Genomic DNA, 18923 nt, shown 5'->3' on the forward strand with positions numbered 1-18923 from the left:
AAGATGCCCTGGATTCTAGCCAACCGCTATTGGCCCGGCAGTTGCCCTTGCAGCCAGGCCGTTGACCCGACGAGCCACTCAGGCACGCAAGGCCGCCGCGAAGGTTTCCAGCCACGGTTCGGCGTCGCTTTCCGGCGTGACCGTCTCGCTGGCATCGAGGCGCAGCATCGCCACGACTTCTCGCACGCCGAGCTCGGCATAGAGCTCACGAATCAGCTCGCCGCCAGCACAGAAGGTGTCGCCGTAGCTGGCATCGCCAAGGGCGATGACGCCTCCGGGCAGGCCACTCCACGCGGGAAACTGATCACGGATTGTCGAGTACAACGGAATGAAGCTGTCCGGCAGCTCACCCATGCCGGTGGTCGAGGTCACGACCAGCAGCGCTTCGGGGGCGAAATCGAGAATCTGTGGCAGCTGGGCGCGGGGATCGTGCCAGGTTTCGAAACCGGCGGCTTTCAGCTGGTGTTCGGCGTGACGGGCGACATCTTCGGCGGTGCCGTAGACGCTCCCGGAAAGAATGGCGACTTTCATGTGCGCTCCGAGGCAATCAAAGCTGCGCATTATGCCGCAATCGCCAAGTCTGGTCGGCACACCCTCCCAGGACGAAGCCGTCCATCCAGAAAACGTGCAGTCAGCGGAACCACTGTCGAGCCCATTTGTCATAGGGCCGATTGCCCCATCGCGACCATACCGGTTGCAGGCGTGTAGTGACCCCACCGCGCGACGCCAAACGTGGAGGGCACTGTCCCTCCGAGGGTATCCGCATGGCGGAAGAGACGATTCTCAGCAAAGACGAACTGACCTTCATCCGCAAGTTGATGCAGCGCAACGGCAGCACCAGCGCTGAGCGCACGACAGGCTTTCGGATCGACGGCGGCGCGCAATCCAACGAACTGCTGCTGCAGCTGGCCGCTCGCGCCAACCTGTCGCTGCAGGCGGAATTCGAGGATTTCCGCATGTCCTTCCCGCTACAGCTCAGGGAAGACGAACTTCACAGCCTCGACCTGCAGCTGGCACCTCCGGTGATCTACGAGCGCGGGCCAACCACGCGTGCCTGGCGCCTGCATCTGGACCAGCCGCTGCCTTTGCTGGAAAACGATGGTGGTGAAAGTTCGCTCAGCGTGCACGAGCTGTCTCCGCACGGCCTGCTGGTGGATGCCGGCGGACACCGCAAGCCACCCAAGCACTTCCACCTGCGCCTGGCGCTGCCCGACGACGGCCCGCTGGAAATCGATGCCCATCGCGTTCGCGAGCTGACCGGCGGGCGGGCCGCCTACGAAGTCGAATTCACCCAGGAAAAGGACGCCGAGCGGATCCGCTCTTTCCTCTATCGCCAGCATCAGCGCCTGCACCCAGATTTGCAGCCAGAGCTGCCGGCCGATCTGGTGTAAGCTGCCACGCCTGTAGCGACCGCCTCAACCTGTGGGCGGTCCGCCCATTACAGGCAGTGGATTTTCATGCATCAGGCCCCGATTCTCATCACCGGAGCCAGCCAGCGGATCGGGCTGCATTGTGCCGAGCGACTGCTGGAAGACGGCTTCCCGGTCATCCTTACCTACCGCCGCGAACGCGACAGCATCGACCGGCTTCGCGCCCTTGGCGCACAGGCGCTGCAGGCGGACTTCAGCGATGAAACCGGCATCACCACCTTTATCAGCGCTCTCAAGCAGCAGACCGACTGCCTGCGGGCCATCGTGCACAACGCCTCCGAATGGCGCCCGGATACCCCCGGGCAGGAAGTCGAGGCGTTCCGCCAGCTGTTCCAGGTGCATATGCTCGCGCCCTACCTGATCAACCTGCACTGCGCCGAACTGCTGCGCCACGGCGGGCCGGCGGACATCGTGCACATCAGCGACGACGTGACCCGCAAGGGCAGCAAGAAGCACATCGCCTATGCTGCGAGCAAAGCGGGCCTGGACAACCTGACACTATCTTTCGCCGCCAGCCTGGCGCCGGCGATCAAGGTCAATGGCATCGCCCCGGCGCTGATCCAGTTCAACCCGGAGGACGACGCCGAATATCGCCGCAAGGCACTGGCCAAGTCCGCGCTGGGCATCGAACCCGGTGCCGAGGTGATCTACCAGAGCCTGTGCTACCTGTTCGACAACCCTTATGTCACCGGCACCACACTGACCGTGAACGGCGGCCGCCACCTGATCTGAAGACTGCAAGGAGTCCCCATGCCCCGACTGGAACCCGCGATGGCCCGCATCCGCGTCAAGGACCTGCGGCTGCGCACCTACATCGGCATCAAGGAAGAGGAAATCCTCAATCGCCAGGACGTGCTGATCAACCTGACGATGCTCTACCCCGCTGCGGAAGCGGTGCGCGAGAACGACATCGAACAGGCGTTGAACTACCGCACCATCACCAAGGCGATCATCCAGCACGTCGAAGACAACCGCTTCGCCCTGCTCGAGCGGCTGACCCAGGAAATTCTCGACCTGGTCATGCGCTACCCGCAGGTGCGCTACGCCGAAGTGGAAGTCGACAAACCCCACGCGCTGCGCTTCGCCGAGTCCGTATCGATCACCCTGGCTGCGCATCGGGATTGACCCTGCGCAAGGCTGGCCGGCTCACTGACGCAAGGTTATGATCCGGCCGACCTCAGCCAACGCCGAGACCCAAGAGATGAACGATCAAGAACGCACCGAACTGGAAGCCGCCGCCTTCCGCCGCCTGGTCCAGCACCTGCGTACCCGTCCCGATGCACAGAACATCGATCTGATGAACCTGGCCGGTTTCTGCCGCAACTGCCTGTCGAAATGGTACAAGGCCGCCGCGGACGATCTGGACGTCGAACTCAGCATCGACCAGGCCCGCGAAGAGGTGTACGGAATGCCGTACAGCGAGTGGAAAAAACGCTATCAGAAGGAAGCGTCTGCCGAGCAGCAGGCTGCTTTCGACAAGGCCCAGCAAGAATGAACGACCTGAAGGACTTCCGCGCCAGCCTGCGCAATCGCAACCACGCATTCAGCGAAACGCTTGCCTTCATCGAGGGCGCTTACGACTACCAGCCGAGCCGCTTCGTCAACGGTACACTGGAGAACGCTGCCGGCGAGAACGAAGGTTCCTGCAAGACGCTAGGCCTCGCATTGCTTGAAGACTTCACGACGGAAGAAGCGCTGCTTGCGTTCGGCGAGCACTATCAGGAGGTCCTGGCCAACCCGAACGGCAGCGACCACCGCAACATCCGCGCGCTCATGGAAACCGGCCTGCCGGGCGTGCGTTTCGACACCCAACCGCTCAAGCGTAAGTAACGCGCATCCATTCGACGGATCGAGCCGGCTATGCCGGCTCAATGGGAATAAAAAGGGTCATCCCAAGCACTTGGGGAAGGCTGAAGGAGCGGATGACCCGAAAACCGTTGAGCGCCACCTTAGCTATCCGCCGAGGCCGCGGATAATTCAGGTTCTGCATACAACCCATAGTCATCGACTATCCCGCTGCGCTACACCCCTCTCGACGAAACACTGCCCTTTTTCAGGAGACGCCAATGCCCGTATCCGCCCTCTCCGGCCCGCAATACCTGCGAGAAGGCCTGCGCCTGGTGCTCAGCCCGGGGCTGCGTCTGTTCGTGATCCTGCCGCTGACGGTGAACGTGCTGCTGTTCTTCGGCCTGATCTGGTTCGCGGTCGGCCAGTTCAGCAGCTGGGTCGACACCTTCATGCCCAACCTGCCGACCTGGCTCGCCTTTCTCGAATACATCCTCTGGCCGCTGTTCGTCGTGCTGGTGGTACTGATGGTGTTCTTCAGCTTCACCATGCTGGCCAACATCATCGCCGCACCGTTCAACGGCTTTCTGGCGGAAAAGGTCGAGGTGGTGGTGCGCGGCGAAGACGCAGCGCCGCCTTTCAGCTGGGCCGAGCTGCTGGCCATGCTGCCCCGCACGATTGGCCGCGAGCTGCGCAAGCTGGGCTATTTCGCACCGCGCGCGCTGGCGTTGCTGGTGCTTTCATTCATCCCCGTACTGAACCTTGTTGCCGCGCCTTTATGGCTGCTGTTCGGCGTGTGGATGATGGCAGTGCAATACATCGACTACCCGGCGGACAACAACAAGCTGAGCTGGGCGGACATGATGGGCTGGTTGCGCCAGCGACGCTGGCAGAGCCTGAGCTTTGGTGCGGTGACTTATGCGGCGTTGCTGGTGCCGGTCCTGAACCTGCTGATCATGCCGGCGGCCGTGGCGGGAGCGACGCTGTTCTGGGTAAGGGAAGGCGGGCCAAATCGGCAGCTGGACCGACCAACGTAGACGTCAGGTGTCGCACTCGGCGGTCAGGGTTCTAGCGCCGCAAGGTGTGAGAGTTCGAGTCTCTCCGTCCGCACCTACGTCACATGCTGACAGCTCAGCGCGAAGGCCTGGCGAGATCGGATGCTGCCGGGTCAGGGGAAATCGGCAGCCAGATCACCCTGGCTGCCGCCCTCACTCACGCCAGCGTCTTCAACGCCTCACGACTGAACGGCAGAATCTCTTCCATCCGCCCTTCACGCACCTTAACCGCCCAGTCCGGATCGCAGATCAGCGCACGCCCCACCGCCACCAGATCGAACTCCTGCTTGTTCAGACGCTCCAGCAATCCCTCGATGTTGGCCGGCTGCGCCACCTTGTCGGTCTTGACCATGAACTGCAGGAATTCGCCATCCAAGCCGACACTGCCAACGGTGATGGTCGGCTTGCCGGTCAGTTGGCGGGTCCAACCGGCCAGGTTGAGATCGGAGCCTTCGAACTCCGGTTCCCAGAAACGGCGCGTCGAGCAATGGAAGATGTCCACGCCGGCCGCCGACAAAGGTGCCAGGAACTCGCCGAGCTCTTCGGGCGACTGCACCAGGCGCGCCGTGTAGTCCTGCTGCTTCCACTGCGAGAAGCGGAAGATGATCGGGAAACCAGGGCCGACCGCTGCACGTACGGCCTGCACCAGCTCGATAGCGAAGCGCGAGCGATTGGCCAGGCTGCCGCCGTACTCATCGGTGCGCTGATTGCTGCCTTCCCAGAAGAACTGGTCAATGAGGTAGCCGTGGGCACCGTGGATTTCCACGCCGTCCATGCCGATCGCCTGAGCATCGCGGGCAGCCTGAGCGAATGCTTCGATCACATCCTGGATGTCCTGCTTGGTCATGCCATGAACGACGACCTGGCCGTCCTTCTGCTTCTCCATCGGGCCGTAACCGACGACCTCCGGCTCCGGCTCGGTGCCCTTGCGGCGCACGTTACCGACGTGCCAGAGCTGCGGGACGATCTTGCCGCCAGCGGCGTGCACCGCATCGACCACAGCCTTCCAGCCAGCCAGCGCATCTTCACCGTAGAAACGCGGCACATGGGGATAACCGTTCGCCGCGGCGTGGCCGACCGTGGTGCCCTCGGTGATGATCAGCCCGACCCCGGAGGCGGCACGACGGCGGTAGTACTCGACCACATCGGCAGTGGGTACGCCGTTAGGCGAGAACGAACGGGTCATCGGCGCCATGACCACACGGGTCGGCAAACGGAGAGCACCCAACTCAAAGGGCTGAAACAAGGCTTGTACGCTGGCGGTCATCGATCGACTCCTGTGGCATTGGTCAAGGCAGCCGGGCGCTCATGCCCCGGCGAAGTTATTGCAGCCGGCGCCAACAGGCGTTCGAGCTGCTGGAAAAACACCTGCAAAGGCGCAACGCTGCCGCTCACTTTCATGCGCAGCAGCGCACCTTCCCAGGCGTTGCTTATGAATTCCGCCTGCACTGCACAATCGCAATCGGCCGCGATCTCTCCACCGACACGCGCCTGTTCGAGGCAGGCCGTAAGCAACTCGACCGATTGCGTCAGTATCGCGCTGAGCCGTTTGGCGATGGCCGGGCACAGCTCGGCCATCTCGAAGCTGAGGCTGCCGATGAAGCAGTGATATTCGGGCTTTTCCTGACGGGCGAAGTGCGCAACGAGATCGGCGTAGTAGTCGAGGATGCGCTGCCGGGGCGAGACTGCTGAGTTGCTCAGCGCCGCCTGATAGCGCTCCAGCCGGGGCGCATAGATATAGTCCAGCGCCTGCAGGGCGAAGTCTTCCTTGCTGGCGAAGTAGTGATAGAACGAGCCCTTGGGAATACCGGCCGCCTGGACGATTTCCTGGACACCGGTGCCGTGATAGCCGCGGCGGGTCATCACCCGGGCACCCTTGGACAGGATCAGGTCGCGCTTGTCGTTGCGTGCTGGATTGGTCATGCAGCGAGAATATGACCGGTCGTCTCGCCGGCACAGCATCATCCATGACACTTATTCAGCGGCAACCACGGCAAGCATGGCCGGTATATCCAGTCCTCAAGAAAGAGAACGCGACCGCGCGTACGGTCGCAGAACTGCAGATCAGGCCAGGGCTGTTTCGATCGCCTGGATCAGGGCGGGGTCGTCGGGCGTGGTGCGCGGTGAGAAACGGGCCAGCACACGGCCGTCCTTGCCCACCAGGAACTTCTCGAAGTTCCAGGTGATGTCTCCCGGAAAATCGGCACCTTCGCCAGCCAGCAAACGATACAGCGGATGGCGCTGCGGACCGTTCACCTCGAGCTTGCCGCTCAGAGGAAAGCTCACACCATAGTTGAGTGTGCAGAACGAGCGGATTTCCTCATCGCTGCCCGGCTCCTGCGCAGCGAACTGATTGCATGGCACGCCCAGCACGCTGAAGCCGCGGGCAGCGTATTGCTGCTGCAGCCGCTCCAGGCCGGCGTACTGCGGGGTCAGCCCGCACTGCGAAGCGACGTTGACCACCAGCGTGATCCGATCGCCGAACTGCGCCAACGGCAGCTCCTCGCTGCCCAGGCCTGGCAACACCAATTGGTGGAATGCGCTCATCTCATCTCTCCTAACGAAAAAACGCCCCGGCAACGACCGGAGCGCTCTTCTTTTCGATCCGCACGACAGCGGTTCCTGCCGCCGTGCCTGCGGGCGCCTATGCGGCGACCCGGATCAGTGGTGGTGGCCACCTTCGCCGTGGACGTGGCCGTGGGCAACTTCTTCTTCGCTGGCGTCACGCACGCTGACGACCTTGACGTCGAAGTTCAGGCGCTGGCCGGCCAGCGGGTGGTTGCCGTCGACGATCACGTCGTCGCCTTCCACGTCACGAATGGTGACGATCTGCATGCCGCCGTCCGGACCGGAAGCGTGGAACTGCATGCCCACTTCCAGCTCGTCGACGCCTTCGAACATGGCGCGATTGAGGGTAGCGACCAGCTCCGCGCTGTACTCGCCGTAAGCGTCCTGCGGCTCGATGGCGACCTGGATCTGGTCACCGCCCTGCTTGCCCTCGAGGGCCTTCTCCAGGCCCGGAATGATGTTGCCTGCGCCGTGCAGGTAGACCAGCGGCGCGCCGCCGGCGGAGCTGTCGATCACCTCACCGGCGTCGTTGGTGAGGGTGTAGTCGATAGAGACAGCCTTGTTAGCGGCAATCAGCATGGGGCAGGACCTTTGCTTTAGAGAATGGATGTCGAAGTTTAACCATCCACCGCGCCGATTGCGAACCGACCTTGGATGAACGGGCCAATGCCGTTCGTCGCCCTCGCCCCGCATGTAGTGCCATTGAACATGGGACTACAACCTTTGGATGGCATCGCTTTCATGGACGATGTGCAAGAATCGGCGGAAAGTATCTTTGGCACCCATATCAATAACATTAGAGAACCAAGGAGCACCGATGTCGGCTCGTAACATCCTGGTGATTAACTGTGGCAGCTCGTCGATCAAGTTCGCCCTGGTCAACGAAGCGCAAGCGACCTTCCCGCTACAAGGCCTTGCCGAATGCATCGGCAGCCCGGAAGCCGTCATCCACTTCGAGAGCGCAGCCGGCAAGGAAAGCGTCAAGGTGCCGAATGCCGATCATCAGGCTGCTCTGGCCCAGATCCTGCCGCGCGTGGAGGACGCCGCTGGCGGCCATCTGGATGGCATCGGCCACCGCGTAGTGCACGGCGGCGAAAAGTTCTTCGCCTCCTCGCTGCTCACCGATGAAACCCTGGCCGGCATCGAAGCCAACATTCAGCTGGCGCCGCTGCACAACCCGGCCAACTTGAGCGGCATCCGCGCCGCCATCAATCTGTTCCCCGAGCTGCCGCAGGTTGGCGTGTTCGACACCGCTTTCCACCAGACCATGCCCGAGCATGCTTACCGCTATGCCGTGCCGGATGTGCTGTACAAGGATCATGGTGTACGCCGCTACGGCTTCCATGGCACCAGCCACCGCTACGTCAGCAAGCGCGCCGCCGAACTGGCCGGCGTACCGGTCGAGAACAGCAGCTGGCTGGTCGCTCACCTGGGCAACGGCTGCTCCACCTGCGCGGTAGTCAACGGTGAAAGCCGCGACACCAGCATGGGCCTGACGCCGCTCGAAGGCCTGGTGATGGGCACCCGCAGCGGTGACGTCGATCCGAGCCTGCACAACTTCCTGAGCAAGACGCTGGGCTGGGACCTGGCCAAGATCGACAACATGCTCAACAAGGAAAGCGGCCTGAAGGGCCTCTCCGGCCTGTCCAACGACATGCGCACCCTGGCCGATGCCCGCAACGCCGGTCATCCAGGCGCGGTGCTGGCCTTCGAGGTATTCTGCTACCGCCTGGCCAAGTCGCTGGCCGCCATGTCCTGCGCCCTGCCGCAGCTGGACGGCCTGGTATTCACCGGTGGTATCGGCGAGAACTCCTCGGCAGTGCGCGAGCGGACACTGGAACACCTCAAGCTGTTCGGCTTCAAGCTCGACGCCGAAGCCAACGCCCGCTGCACCCGCGGCGTTGCCGGCGAAATCCAGGCTGAAGGCAGCCCGCGCGTCATGGTCGTCCCGACCAACGAGGAGCGCCAGATTGCCCTCGATACGCTGGCCCTGCTGGACGCCTGAGCGCAGTAGGCATGTAGCGATTCCGAGACCCGACAGCCCCTGGCGGTCGGGTCTTTGCACATCAGCGCCGCGGCAATCCGGCAGTTTCCGTCCCGTGGCAACTGCCCTAGCCTTGCCGGCGCCCAGCACCGTTACCCCGAGCACCCTGCCCTCAAGGAGATGCCATGCACACAATCTTTCTAGCCCCTACCGGTTTCGGCGGCGGCCTCAATTCCATCAGCCTCGGCCTGATTCGCGCCCTGGAAAACGCCGGACTGAAGGTCGGTTTCTTCAAGCCGATCGCCCAGCCCTTTCCGGTCGATCAGGGCCGTGAGCGCTCCTGCATCCTGGTCGAGCGCACCCTTAATCTGACCTCGCCCGAGCCGCTGCCGCTGGAGCAGGTAGAGCGTCAGCTCGCCGATGGCGAGATCGACCTGCTGCTCGAAGATGTCATCAGCCGCTACCAGGAAGTCGCTGCCGGCAAGGACGTGGTCATCGTCGAAGGCATGGTGCCCACCCGCGAGTCCAACTACACCCAGCGCATCAACACCCAGCTGGCCAAGAGCCTGGACGCCGAGGTTATCCTGATCGGCGCCCAGGGCAGCGACAGCCTCAAGCGCCTGGCCGAACGCATCGAGATCCAGGCGCAGCTGTACGGCGGCGCGAAGGACCCCAAGGTGCTTGGCGTCATCCTCAACAAGGTCAAGACCGAAGAAGGCCTGCCGGCTTTCGTAGACAGCCTCAAACAGCACCTGCCGCTGCTGGGCAGCGCCGACTTCCAGCTGCTGGGCGCGATCCCCTTCTCCGAAGAGCTCAACGCACTGCGCACCCGAGACATCGCCGAGCTGCTCGGCGCTCAGGTACTGAACGCCGGTGAAGCCGACCAGCGTCGCGTCAACAAGATCGTGCTGTGCGCGCGCGCCGTTCCGAACACCGTACAGCTGCTGCGGTCCGGCGTGCTGGTAGTGACGCCAGGCGACCGCGACGACATCATCCTGGCCGCCAGCCTGGCCTCGCTCAACGGCGAAAAACTCGCCGGCCTGTTGCTGTGCAGCGACTTCGCCCCGGACCCGCGCATTCTCGAGCTGTGCAAGGCCGCACTGGACGGCGGCCTGCCGGTGATGACCGTGGAAACCAACTCCTACGACACGGCGAACAACCTGTTCGGCCTGAACAAGGAGACCCCGTCGGACGACATCGAACGTGCCACACGGGTCACCGATTTCATCGCCAAGCACCTGCACCCCGAGTTCCTGCACACCCGCTACAGCGTGCCGCGCGGCGAGCTGCGCATGTCGCCGGCAGCCTTCCGCTACCAGCTGGTCAAGCGCGCGCAGGATGCCAACAAGCGCATCGTGCTGCCCGAAGGTAACGAGCCACGCACCATCCGCGCCGCCGCCATCTGCCAGGAGCGTGGCATCGCCCGCTGCGTGCTGCTGGCCAAGCCGGAAGAAGTCCAGCAGGTCGCTCGCGAGCAAGGCATCACCCTGCCCGCCAGCCTGGAGATTCTCGATCCGGACAACATCGCCAACCGCTACGTCGAGCCGATGTGCGAAATGCGCAAGGCCAAGGGCCTGACCCCGGACGACGCCCGCGAGCAGCTGAAGGACACCGTGGTCCTCGGCACCATGATGCTGGCGCTGGACGAAGTGGACGGCCTGGTTTCCGGCGCCGTGCACACCACCGCCAACACCATCCGCCCTGCCCTGCAGCTGATCAAGACCGCACCGGGCTACAGCCTGGTGTCCTCGGTGTTCTTCATGCTGCTGCCGGATCAGGTTCTGGTCTACGGCGATTGCGCGGTCAACCCGAACCCGAGCGCCACCGAACTGGCGGAGATCGCCCTGCAGAGCGCCGAGTCCGCCGTGGCCCTGGGCGTCAACCCGCGCGTCGCGATGATCAGCTACTCGACCGGCAGCTCCGGCAGCGGTGCAGAAGTCGAGAAGGTCGCTGAAGCCACCCGCATCGCCCAGGGTCGTGCGCCCGAGCTGCCGATCGACGGCCCACTGCAGTACGACGCCGCCTCCGTGCTCAGCGTCGGCAAGCAGAAGGCCCCTAACAGCAAGGTCGCCGGCCAAGCCACGGTGTTCATCTTCCCCGACCTGAACACCGGCAACACCACCTACAAAGCGGTTCAGCGCAACGCCAACTGCCTCAGCGTCGGCCCGATGCTGCAAGGCCTGGCCAAGCCGGTCAATGACCTGTCCCGCGGCGCCCTGGTGGATGACATCGTCTTCACCATCGCCCTGACCGCTCTGCAGGCTGCCAACCAGAAGGCCTGACGGCCGCTTCTGACTGGCGCCGCCTCGCCCTCCGGCAGGCGGCGCCAGTGCTTCACCCCTCTCGATAGTTGCAGTTCAGCGCGTAATCGCTACTCTTGGCGCCTCGAATCAGCCGTATCGACAAGAACTTCATGCTGAGCTTTCTCCCCGCTCCACTCCGCGGCACGCTCGCCGCCCTGCTGCTTGCGCTCAATACCCTGTTCTGGTGCTGGCCGCTGTTTGCGCTCTCGCTGCTCAAGCTGCTGTTTCCAATCCCTGCGATACAACGCAGCCTGCGCTTCGGCATGCACTGGATCGCCGAGTCATGGATCGCGATGAACAGCTTCTGGATGGATCTGGTTCGCCCGATCCGCTGGGACGTGCAGGGTCTGGATCAGGTTGACATGCATCACTCCTACCTGGTCACCAGCAACCACCAGAGCTGGGCGGATATTCTCGTGCTGCAGTACCAGCTCAACCGGCGCATGCCGTTCCTCAAGTTCTTTCTCAAGCAGGAGCTGATCTGGGTCCCGGTGATCGGCCTGTGCTGGTGGGCGCTGGAGTTTCCCTTCATGAAGCGCTTCAGCAAGGAGTATCTGGCCAAGTACCCGGAGAAGCGTGGCGAGGACCTGGCGACCACACGCAAAGCCTGCGAGCGCTATCGGACCAATCCGGTGTCGGTGTTCAACTTCCTCGAAGGCACACGCTTCACCGAGGACAAGCACACCGAACAAGCCTCACCCTATCGCTATCTGCTCAAGCCAAGGGCTGGCGGCATCGCCTTCGTCATCGACGCCATGGGCGAGCAACTGACGGCGCTGATCAACATCACCATCCATTACCCCGACGGTCGTCCGAGTTTCTGGGACTTGCTTGCCGGCAATATCCATCAGGTCGTCGTGCGCCTCCAGGCACAGCCGATACCCGCCGAATTCCTCCGCTGCAACTACGACCAGGACGAGTCGTATCGGCTGGCATTCCAGCAGTGGGTCAACGGGCTCTGGAGTGAAAAGGATCTGCAACTGGAGCAACTGCACCAGCAGTTTCCGGTGCAGCCCTGACCAGCTCGCTCAGAGCGCGTCCCAGGCGACCTGAGTGGGAAAGGCCCGCGCCTGCTCGGCGCTCAATGCCGGTGAGACGAGAAAGCCCTGCATGACGTCGCAGCCGTTCTCCACCAGCCAGTCAAGCTGCGCCCGGGTTTCCACGCCCTCGGCCACCACTTCCAGGTTGAGGTTGCGGCCCAGATCAATGATGGTGCTGACCACCGCCGCATCGCGGGGGGAATCCAGCATGTTGGCGATGAAAAGCCGGTCGATCTTAAGCGTATCCAGCTCGAAGTGCCGCAGATAAGCCAGCGACGAATAACCGGTGCCGAAATCGTCGATGGCCACGCGCACGCCGAGCTTGCGCAATTGCCGTAGTTTCTCGCAGCTCTGCTCGAGATCCTGCATCAGCGTGCCTTCGGTGACCTCCAGCTCCAGTTGCGCAGGGTGGAGCTGATATTCATCCAGCAGACGGCGAAGCGAATCGAACAGCCCAGCCCGGCTGAACTGCACCGGGCTGACGTTCAGGCTGAGAATCAGATCGCTGCCGAATGACGGCAGCCACTGACAGTACTGATTCATGCCTTCGCGCAGCACCCAGTCGCCGACCCGCTCGATCAACCGGGTTTCTTCCAGCAATGGGATGAAGTTGCCCGGCTGGTTTTCCTCTGCATCACCCTGGGGCCAGCGCAATAACCCCTCGAACCCCCTCAGCTTACCGGTCGCCAGCATGATCTGCGGTTGGTACAGCAGCTCGAAGTCGTTGCGCTCGGTGGCGCTGCGCAGGTTTTCCTCCATCATCAGCCGCGCATGCGCGCGTTCGTTCATGTCGCTGGAGAAGAATCGGTATTGGCGGCGACCGGCACGCTTGGCCTCGTACATCGCCATGTCTGCCGAGCGCAGCAGCTGATCGACGCTGACCCCGCAGTCGGGAAAGTGAGCGATGCCGATACTGGCACCAAGGGTCACCTCGGTACCGTCGATCCTGTGCCGTACCGAGATCAGCTCGATCAGCTTCTCCGCTACCCGTGCGGCATCCTCCGGGTGATCGAGGGAATCCAGCAGCGCCGTGAACTCGTCGCCGCCCATGCGCGCGATGATGTCGTAGGGACGCATGCAGGTCTCCAGCAGGCGCGCCACCTTGCACAGAATTTCGTCGCCGGCATCGTGGCCGAGCGAATCGTTGATGCGCTTGAAGCCGTCCAGATCGATATAAAGGATCGCCATGCGCTTGCCGTTGCGATCGACCCGCGCCAGCGACGATTCCAGCGCCTGATGGAAGCCACGCCGGTTCAGCAGCCCGGTCAGCGAGTCGGTGACCGCCTGGGTCTCCAGCTGAACGTGAAGGTTGCGCACCACCGACATGTCCAACGCGATGACCACCATGGAGCGCTGCTGGCGCGGCAGCGGCGAGCTGGACAACGCGACGGGCAACGGCGTACCGGTGGCGGTGTGCAGCTGCGCCTCGTGCAGACGATAGGTCGAGCCGCTGCGCCAGTAACGGTAGAAGTCCGACTCCTGCCAGTTGGCCGGCATCTCCGGCGCCGCCAGATGCGAGAGCAGCGGCGTGCCCTGCAGGTCCTCGACGCGGGTATGCAACATGCCGGCGATCGCCGGATTGGCGAAGCTGATATAGCCGTCCTCGGCGACCACCAGAATGCCCTCGGCCGCGTTGCTCAGGACCGAGGCATTGAATGCACGGGCGCTGTCCAGTTGCTGTGTGAGCAGTTGCAGATCACGGCGGTTGTGTTCGTGGGCCAGCAAGGTGTTGATCTTGTGCTTGAGCACCTGTGGATCGAACGGCTTAAGGATGAAGTCCACCGCGCCAGTGGCGTAACCGCGCAGCACGGAGTCGCGGGTATGCGCGATGGCCGAAACGAAGATGATCGGCGTGTAGCGGGTATGCGGGCTGCCACGCATCAGCCGGGCGACCTCGAAGCCATCCATGCCGGGCATCTGCACATCCAGCAACACCAGCTCGACGTCCAGTTCCAGCAGTGCCCGCAGCGCAGCCTCGCCGGAATTGACCGTGTGCACCTGCCAGTCACCATCGCCCAGCAACGCCTCCATGGCCACCAGGTTCGCTTCCCGGTCGTCCACCACCAGCAGCGTACGACTGCGTGGCTTGGCCTTAAGCTGCGTCTGCGTCATCGCCAACCTCCGAGCAATCCGTTGCCAAACTGCCGACAACAAGCGTCCCACGGAGAATTCGCGCACCAGGTGTCATATCGTTCGATCAACGCATCACCACAGGCATGTTCAACACGCACGACTTGCTTACTCCTCTTCAGCCCCGGCCGCACCGCTCTCCAGACCCAGCCATTGCTGCAACAGTGCCGCCAGCGCCGTGGCCTCGACGGGTTTGAGCAGAACGTCGTCGGCGCCAGCCGCCATGCAACGCTCGCGCTCACCCCCACCCGTCGTTGTCACCAGCGCAACGATGGGGGCCTGACAGTCATGCGCCTGCTTAAGCCGCTGCGCCAAATCAGGACCTTCCGCCCCAGGCTGGCTCATGTCCAGCAGTACCAGATCGAAGGCATCCTCATCGAAACGCTCGACCGCTTCGTCGGCACTTGTGGCCGGGACCACCAGCAGCCCGAGCTCATCGAGCTGGGCGGTCAGCGAATAGATCAGCCGTACATCCTCATCCACCAGCAGCACGCGCCGGCCCGATGCCGCCACCTGCAGCGAAGCTGCCGCGCTTGGCGACGCCACCGTTGGCCCTCGGCGCACCAGTTCTCCCATACGTTTCACATCATCCTCCTTGGACAGTGCTGAAGCCGAATAACGGCGCAAGTGTTGCAGGTCTGTATCCGACAGCTTTTCACGGCTGTTTACCAACACCGTGACGCCGCGAAGCGAACGCAGGCGCTCCAGCGCATCCAGCAGATCCAGCCCGCTGCCGTCTGCCAGTTCCTGTTCGACCACCACCACGGTGAAATTCTGTTCGGCATACGCCAGCCGGGCCGCTTCGGCGCCCCCCGCCAGCGTGACGCTATAGCCGAGCCGCTCGAAGTACTCACGGATCAGTTCGCGGCGACGGGGATCGGTCTCCACCAGCAGCAGGCGCAGCGAATTCTGTTCGTGGCGCGCCAGTTCGATGAAGATGCGCTCGAGTTCGGCCTGCGCTACCGGCTTGACCAGATAGCGCGAACCATCGTCATGCCAGTCGTGAGGCTGCGGCACGCAGGAAATGATCAGCACCGGCATGCCCTGATGACGCTCGTCGCCACGCAATTCCCGGTGCACCTGCCAACCACTGATGTCCGGCAGCAGGATGTCAAGGATCACTGCGGCAAAGTGCTCGCGCCGCAGGGCTTCCAGCCCCTGCTGGCCGGTGCTGCAGATCAGGCTGGTAAAGCCGTGGCTCTGCCCGACCTCCGCCACTACCGATGCGAAATCGGCATCGTCCTCGATGATCAGCAGCCCCGGACCACGCCCACGGCGCTGCGGTTGGCGCGGCAACAGCGGCTGCGCTGATGCGCCCGACGTCGACTCCACCGGCAATCGCACAGTGAAGGTGGCGCCGTTGCCGAGTTCGCTATCAACCGTGACGTACCCCCCGAGCACCTCCACCAGCTGCCGAGTGATCGCCAGGCCCAGACCGGTGCCGCCGTAGTGACGGCTGATCGAACCATCGATCTGCTGGAACGCCTGGAAGATCCGCTCCTGCTGGTCCTTGGCAATACCGATGCCACTGTCACGTACCTGCAGCTGCAGGATTTGTCCGTCAGCGTCCTCCGGCGGGTAGCTCGCCAGCAACTCCACCTGCCCCTGCTCGGTGAACTTCAAGGCGTTGGTCAACAGGTTGCGCAGAATCTGCTGCAGCCGGGCCCGGTCCGAATTCAGCGCAGGCGGTACGTCGGCGTCGACCACCACCTTCAGCGCCAAGCCCTTCTGCTCGGCCATCGGCGTCAGCGAGGTTTCCAGTTCGGTCAGCAACTCACGCAGGTTCAGCGGCTCCAGCTTGAGTTGCATATGGCCGGACTCGATCTTGGCGAGATCCAGCACATCGTTGATCAACTGCAGCAGCTCATGACCGGCGCGATGAATGATGTCGGCATGCCGGACCTGCTTGTCGTTGAGGTTGCCCGAGCCGTTCTGACGCAGCTGATCGCTGAGGATGAGAATGCTGTTGAGCGGCGTGCGCAGCTCGTGGGACATATTGGCGAGGAACTCGGATTTGTAGCGATTGGCTACTGCCAGCTGGTCGGCCTGCTCGCGCAAGCGACGCTCGGCCGCCTTGCGGTGACTGATATCGATGATCACCGCCTGCACCAGCTGCTCGTCGCCACTGCGCAAGGGCGACAGGCCGATTTCCACAGGCAACGCGCTACCGTCGCGGTGGCGGCCGAACAGCTCGCGGTTGCCGCCCATGCGACGTGGTTCCGGATTCTCGGCATAACCCTGGCGCAGACCGCGATGCGCTTCACGCAAGGCTTCGGGCAACAGCAGTTCCACGGGCTGCCCGACCAGCTCCTGGCGCTCATAGCCGAACAGCAGCTCGGTCTGGCGATTGACCATGACGATGTCGCCGCGGGTATCCACCAGCACGAAGGCATTGGGCGAGGCCTCGACGACATTACGGAAGCGCTCCTCGTCGCGCTTGCGCGCCTGCAGATCGAGCAGATTCAGGACGTAATACAAGACATCGTCATGTCTGAAGCTGGTCAGGCTGACGGCAACCGGGATCGCCTTGCCGTCCTCGCGCTGCGCCTGCAGTTCGAGCTGACTGGTTTCGCGCAGTTGCCCGAGCACCTGCTCGCCGAGCACGCTGGGCACGTAACGACTCACACGCTCGCCGGCCAGCAGCTCCGTCGAGCTGCCGAACAGCTGCCCGGCGCTCTGGTTGGCCAGTTCGATGCGCCCACCGGCGTTGCATAGCAGGGTCGCCACGGGCAATTGTTCGATCAGCTGACGGAAGCGCGCCTCGCGCTCCTGCAATTGCAGGCTCAATACCTGACTGTTGCGCAGCGCACGTTCGCGCAGATACAAATAGCCGCCCACCAGCAACGAGAACAATGCCGCCGCCATAAGCGCCGCCGCGAGGCTGAAGGCCCGATTGTTGTCACGCAGCACCGCCTCGTATTCCGGCGTGCTGGCCACCTGCAGCTGCCAGCTGCGGCCGTACATGTAAATATTCCGAATGCGCTGGAACTTGGCGTCGGCGCTGACCGGCGCACGCCCTGTGAGCAGTGGCGACTCCGGATTGGCGGCATCGAACAGCTGCAGTTGCAGCATTCGGCTGCGCGAGCCGAGGATGCCTTCCATCAGGTCGGTCAGACGGAAGGCGCCGTGCAGGGTGCCGACAAAGGCGCGCTGACGCTCCTCCTCGGTAGTAACCGGCGCCGTCGCCGCATAGATCGGAAAGAACAACAGAACACCCACCTGGACGTTCTGCTCGGTTTCCTGCTTGAGGCGCAACGGCCCCGTGAGCACCGGATTGCCACTGTTGCGCGTACTGATGATCGCCTCGCGGCGGGTCGCCTCACTGAACAGATCGAAGCCGAGCACCCGCCGATTGCGCCAGTCGGTCGGATGGATGTAGTCGGTCACCACGTACTCTTCGCGGTCGCCCGGCGGATACATGCGAAAGCGCTCGCGGCCGGAGGCGCGGATCTGGTCGATCAGGGTGGTGAGGGTTTCCGGCGTCGCATGCCGCGCCAGCGCGACAGCCTGGATGCCCGGATAGAAGTCCTGCAGCTGCAACTGATCCACGGCCCGCGCCCAGTCATCGATGCGGACCTCGTCGCTGCCGGCAACGACGCCAGCAAGCCCGCGCAAGACCATCTCGTAGGCGCGCATCCGCTCGCGTAGCGTGTGTTCGATGTCATCCACAGCGAAGGTGAAGCGCTGCTCCTGCTCGACCTTGCTGCGCTGTTCCTGGACATACCACTGCCAGCCGATCCATCCACCCAGGCCCGCCATCAGGGCCAGAGCGACCAATAATGGCAACCAGGACCTGCGGGAATGGAGAGCGGTACGATCATCCATTCGACCTCCTCTGTGCCACAACTGGCGTGCTATCGAATGTCAGATACGAATAGCGCAGAGAGGTTCAATGGGAGCAGAGATAAACGGAATTATGGCGTCTGGATTTCGACGTCCGCGAGGCCATTGCAGCCCCGCGGCCTATGAATGCTTACAACGGACGCAGGTTGATCTCGACGCGGCGGTTCTGCGCGCGACCGGCAGCTGTATCGTTGCTGGCGATCGGCTGGCTGGGGCCGGCACCGTAGGAAGAAATCCGCGAAGCGGCCACACCATTGCCGACCAGGTAGGAAGCAACACTCTGGGCGCGGCGGTTGGACAGGTCCTGGTTCAGCTGCAGGGAGCCGGTGCTGTCGGTGTGACCGACGATATCGACGCCGTTCTTGTTGAACTCCTTGAACACCTGCACCAGGGAATTCAGGGTCGGGTAGAAGCTGCTGGAGATATCCGCCGAGTTGCTGGCGAAGGTGATGTTGCCGGGCATGATCAGCGTCAGGTTGTCACCATTGCGCTGAACCTGAACACCGGTGCCCTGCAGCGTCTGGCGCAGCTTGGCCTCCTGGGTGTCGACGTAGTAGCCATAGCCACCGGCCGCCGCACCACCGACCGCTGCACCGATCAACGCGCCCTTGGTGCGATCCTTCTTGCTAGAGGTCGCCGCACCGATGACGGCGCCACTGACGGCGCCGATACCACCGTAAACGCCGGCCTTGCCGGCTTGCTGCTCGCCAGTGTAGGGATTGGTGGTGCATCCCACCAGCAGAGCGACGCTCGCTGCGAGGGCGGTCATGTTCAGCATTTTCATA

Annotated in this window: 17 protein-coding genes; 9 read left to right on the forward strand and 8 right to left on the reverse strand. The window is 63.3% G+C overall.

Translation table 11 applies throughout. The features are described from left to right. Nucleotides 1-78 precede the first annotated feature (78 nt). Nucleotides 79-531: a flavodoxin gene (locus tag LW136_RS16595; RefSeq protein WP_023446832.1), complete on the reverse strand. Its 453-nt coding sequence runs from the start codon at nucleotides 529-531 to the stop codon at nucleotides 79-81. Between the two features lie 233 nt (nucleotides 532-764). Between LW136_RS16595 and LW136_RS16600 the strand changes: the two genes are divergently transcribed. The 6 genes from LW136_RS16600 (at nucleotide 765) to cysZ (ending at nucleotide 4252) form a co-directional block, all read left to right on the forward strand. Then, nucleotides 765-1391, forward strand: coding sequence for a PilZ domain-containing protein (locus tag LW136_RS16600; protein WP_023446833.1), 627 nt, complete (start codon nucleotides 765-767; stop codon nucleotides 1389-1391). A 66-nt stretch (nucleotides 1392-1457) separates the two neighbouring features. Further along, nucleotides 1458-2162 carry a dihydromonapterin reductase gene (gene folM / locus LW136_RS16605; protein WP_044315542.1) on the forward strand — a complete coding sequence of 235 codons (705 nt, stop codon included), beginning with the start codon at nucleotides 1458-1460 and terminating at the stop codon, nucleotides 2160-2162. A gap of 18 nt (nucleotides 2163-2180) precedes the next feature. Continuing rightward, nucleotides 2181-2555 (forward strand): dihydroneopterin triphosphate 2'-epimerase, encoded by a 375-nt coding sequence (gene folX / locus LW136_RS16610; RefSeq protein ID WP_003285881.1) that lies wholly within the window; start codon nucleotides 2181-2183, stop codon nucleotides 2553-2555. 76 nt (nucleotides 2556-2631) lie between these two features. Beyond that, nucleotides 2632-2925, forward strand: a complete 294-nt coding sequence (locus LW136_RS16615) for a DUF1244 domain-containing protein (RefSeq protein WP_014821295.1) — start codon at nucleotides 2632-2634, stop codon at nucleotides 2923-2925. Continuing rightward, nucleotides 2922-3260 (forward strand): HopJ type III effector protein, encoded by a 339-nt coding sequence (locus LW136_RS16620; protein WP_044315543.1) that lies wholly within the window; start codon nucleotides 2922-2924, stop codon nucleotides 3258-3260. The genes LW136_RS16615 and LW136_RS16620 overlap by 4 nt, the downstream gene beginning before the upstream one ends. A gap of 236 nt (nucleotides 3261-3496) precedes the next feature. Further along, the gene (cysZ, locus tag LW136_RS16625) at nucleotides 3497-4252 is read left to right on the forward strand and encodes a sulfate transporter CysZ (RefSeq protein ID WP_234173205.1); all 756 of its coding nucleotides are present in this window, start codon (nucleotides 3497-3499) and stop codon (nucleotides 4250-4252) included. Nucleotides 4253-4427: 175 nt separating this feature from the next. On the opposite strand, the gene LW136_RS16630 is transcribed toward cysZ, so the two are convergent. The 4 genes from LW136_RS16630 to LW136_RS16645 form a co-directional block, all read right to left on the reverse strand. Beyond that, nucleotides 4428-5537, reverse strand: a complete 1110-nt coding sequence (locus tag LW136_RS16630; protein ID WP_044315545.1) for an NADH:flavin oxidoreductase — start codon at nucleotides 5535-5537, stop codon at nucleotides 4428-4430. Then, nucleotides 5534-6193, reverse strand: coding sequence for a TetR/AcrR family transcriptional regulator (locus tag LW136_RS16635; protein ID WP_234173210.1), 660 nt, complete (start codon nucleotides 6191-6193; stop codon nucleotides 5534-5536). Before LW136_RS16635 ends, LW136_RS16630 begins: the two co-directional genes overlap by 4 nt. 141 nt (nucleotides 6194-6334) lie before the next feature. After that, nucleotides 6335-6817, reverse strand: a complete 483-nt coding sequence (locus tag LW136_RS16640; protein WP_003302715.1) for a glutathione peroxidase — start codon at nucleotides 6815-6817, stop codon at nucleotides 6335-6337. A gap of 114 nt (nucleotides 6818-6931) precedes the next feature. Beyond that, on the reverse strand, nucleotides 6932-7417 hold the full coding sequence (locus tag LW136_RS16645) for an FKBP-type peptidyl-prolyl cis-trans isomerase (RefSeq protein ID WP_014821299.1): 486 nt from the start codon (nucleotides 7415-7417) through the stop codon (nucleotides 6932-6934). Nucleotides 7418-7655: 238 nt separating this feature from the next. Here LW136_RS16645 and LW136_RS16650 point away from each other — a divergent pair, with 238 nt between their 5' ends. The 3 genes from LW136_RS16650 to LW136_RS16660 all read left to right on the forward strand — a co-directional run bounded on the left by LW136_RS16650 (nucleotide 7656) and on the right by LW136_RS16660 (nucleotide 12144). Further along, on the forward strand, nucleotides 7656-8843 hold the full coding sequence (locus LW136_RS16650) for an acetate kinase (RefSeq protein WP_234173212.1): 1188 nt from the start codon (nucleotides 7656-7658) through the stop codon (nucleotides 8841-8843). A 164-nt stretch (nucleotides 8844-9007) separates the two neighbouring features. Then, the gene (gene pta / locus LW136_RS16655) at nucleotides 9008-11104 is read left to right on the forward strand and encodes a phosphate acetyltransferase (protein ID WP_023444186.1); all 2097 of its coding nucleotides are present in this window, start codon (nucleotides 9008-9010) and stop codon (nucleotides 11102-11104) included. Nucleotides 11105-11235: 131 nt separating this feature from the next. Then, nucleotides 11236-12144: an acyltransferase gene (locus tag LW136_RS16660; RefSeq protein ID WP_045666497.1), complete on the forward strand. Its 909-nt coding sequence runs from the start codon at nucleotides 11236-11238 to the stop codon at nucleotides 12142-12144. Between the two features lie 9 nt (nucleotides 12145-12153). Here LW136_RS16660 and LW136_RS16665 read toward each other — a convergent pair whose 3' ends face one another. The 3 genes from LW136_RS16665 to LW136_RS16675 form a co-directional block, all read right to left on the reverse strand. Continuing rightward, nucleotides 12154-14277, reverse strand: a complete 2124-nt coding sequence (locus LW136_RS16665) for a putative bifunctional diguanylate cyclase/phosphodiesterase (protein WP_101274379.1) — start codon at nucleotides 14275-14277, stop codon at nucleotides 12154-12156. A 126-nt stretch (nucleotides 14278-14403) separates the two neighbouring features. After that, nucleotides 14404-18120 (reverse strand): CHASE domain-containing protein, encoded by a 3717-nt coding sequence (locus LW136_RS16670; RefSeq protein WP_234173216.1) that lies wholly within the window; start codon nucleotides 18118-18120, stop codon nucleotides 14404-14406. A 148-nt stretch (nucleotides 18121-18268) separates the two neighbouring features. Further along, entirely contained in the window at nucleotides 18269-18922 is a 654-nt protein-coding gene (locus tag LW136_RS16675) for a YiaD family glycine zipper/OmpA-like lipoprotein (RefSeq protein WP_003302724.1), read from the reverse strand. Nucleotide 18923 lies beyond the last annotated feature (1 nt).

This window comes from Stutzerimonas kunmingensis, assembly GCF_021432085.1.
GTDB lineage: Bacteria > Pseudomonadota > Gammaproteobacteria > Pseudomonadales > Pseudomonadaceae > Stutzerimonas.

Coding starts and splice junctions, on each gene's coding strand:
- LW136_RS16615 (WP_014821295.1), top strand. CDS start 2,632: ATGAACGATCAAGAACGCACCGAACTGGAAGCCGCCGCCTTCCGCCGC.
- LW136_RS16675 (WP_003302724.1), bottom strand. CDS start 18,922: ATGAAAATGCTGAACATGACCGCCCTCGCAGCGAGCGTCGCTCTGCTG.
- LW136_RS16650 (WP_234173212.1), top strand. CDS start 7,656: ATGTCGGCTCGTAACATCCTGGTGATTAACTGTGGCAGCTCGTCGATC.
- LW136_RS16595 (WP_023446832.1), bottom strand. CDS start 531: ATGAAAGTCGCCATTCTTTCCGGGAGCGTCTACGGCACCGCCGAAGAT.
- LW136_RS16635 (WP_234173210.1), bottom strand. CDS start 6,193: ATGACCAATCCAGCACGCAACGACAAGCGCGACCTGATCCTGTCCAAG.
- LW136_RS16645 (WP_014821299.1), bottom strand. CDS start 7,417: ATGCTGATTGCCGCTAACAAGGCTGTCTCTATCGACTACACCCTCACC.
- LW136_RS16630 (WP_044315545.1), bottom strand. CDS start 5,537: ATGACCGCCAGCGTACAAGCCTTGTTTCAGCCCTTTGAGTTGGGTGCT.
- folX (WP_003285881.1), top strand. CDS start 2,181: ATGCCCCGACTGGAACCCGCGATGGCCCGCATCCGCGTCAAGGACCTG.
- LW136_RS16670 (WP_234173216.1), bottom strand. CDS start 18,120: ATGGATGATCGTACCGCTCTCCATTCCCGCAGGTCCTGGTTGCCATTA.
- LW136_RS16620 (WP_044315543.1), top strand. CDS start 2,922: ATGAACGACCTGAAGGACTTCCGCGCCAGCCTGCGCAATCGCAACCAC.
- LW136_RS16660 (WP_045666497.1), top strand. CDS start 11,236: ATGCTGAGCTTTCTCCCCGCTCCACTCCGCGGCACGCTCGCCGCCCTG.
- folM (WP_044315542.1), top strand. CDS start 1,458: ATGCATCAGGCCCCGATTCTCATCACCGGAGCCAGCCAGCGGATCGGG.
- LW136_RS16640 (WP_003302715.1), bottom strand. CDS start 6,817: ATGAGCGCATTCCACCAATTGGTGTTGCCAGGCCTGGGCAGCGAGGAG.
- pta (WP_023444186.1), top strand. CDS start 9,008: ATGCACACAATCTTTCTAGCCCCTACCGGTTTCGGCGGCGGCCTCAAT.
- cysZ (WP_234173205.1), top strand. CDS start 3,497: ATGCCCGTATCCGCCCTCTCCGGCCCGCAATACCTGCGAGAAGGCCTG.
- LW136_RS16665 (WP_101274379.1), bottom strand. CDS start 14,277: ATGACGCAGACGCAGCTTAAGGCCAAGCCACGCAGTCGTACGCTGCTG.
- LW136_RS16600 (WP_023446833.1), top strand. CDS start 765: ATGGCGGAAGAGACGATTCTCAGCAAAGACGAACTGACCTTCATCCGC.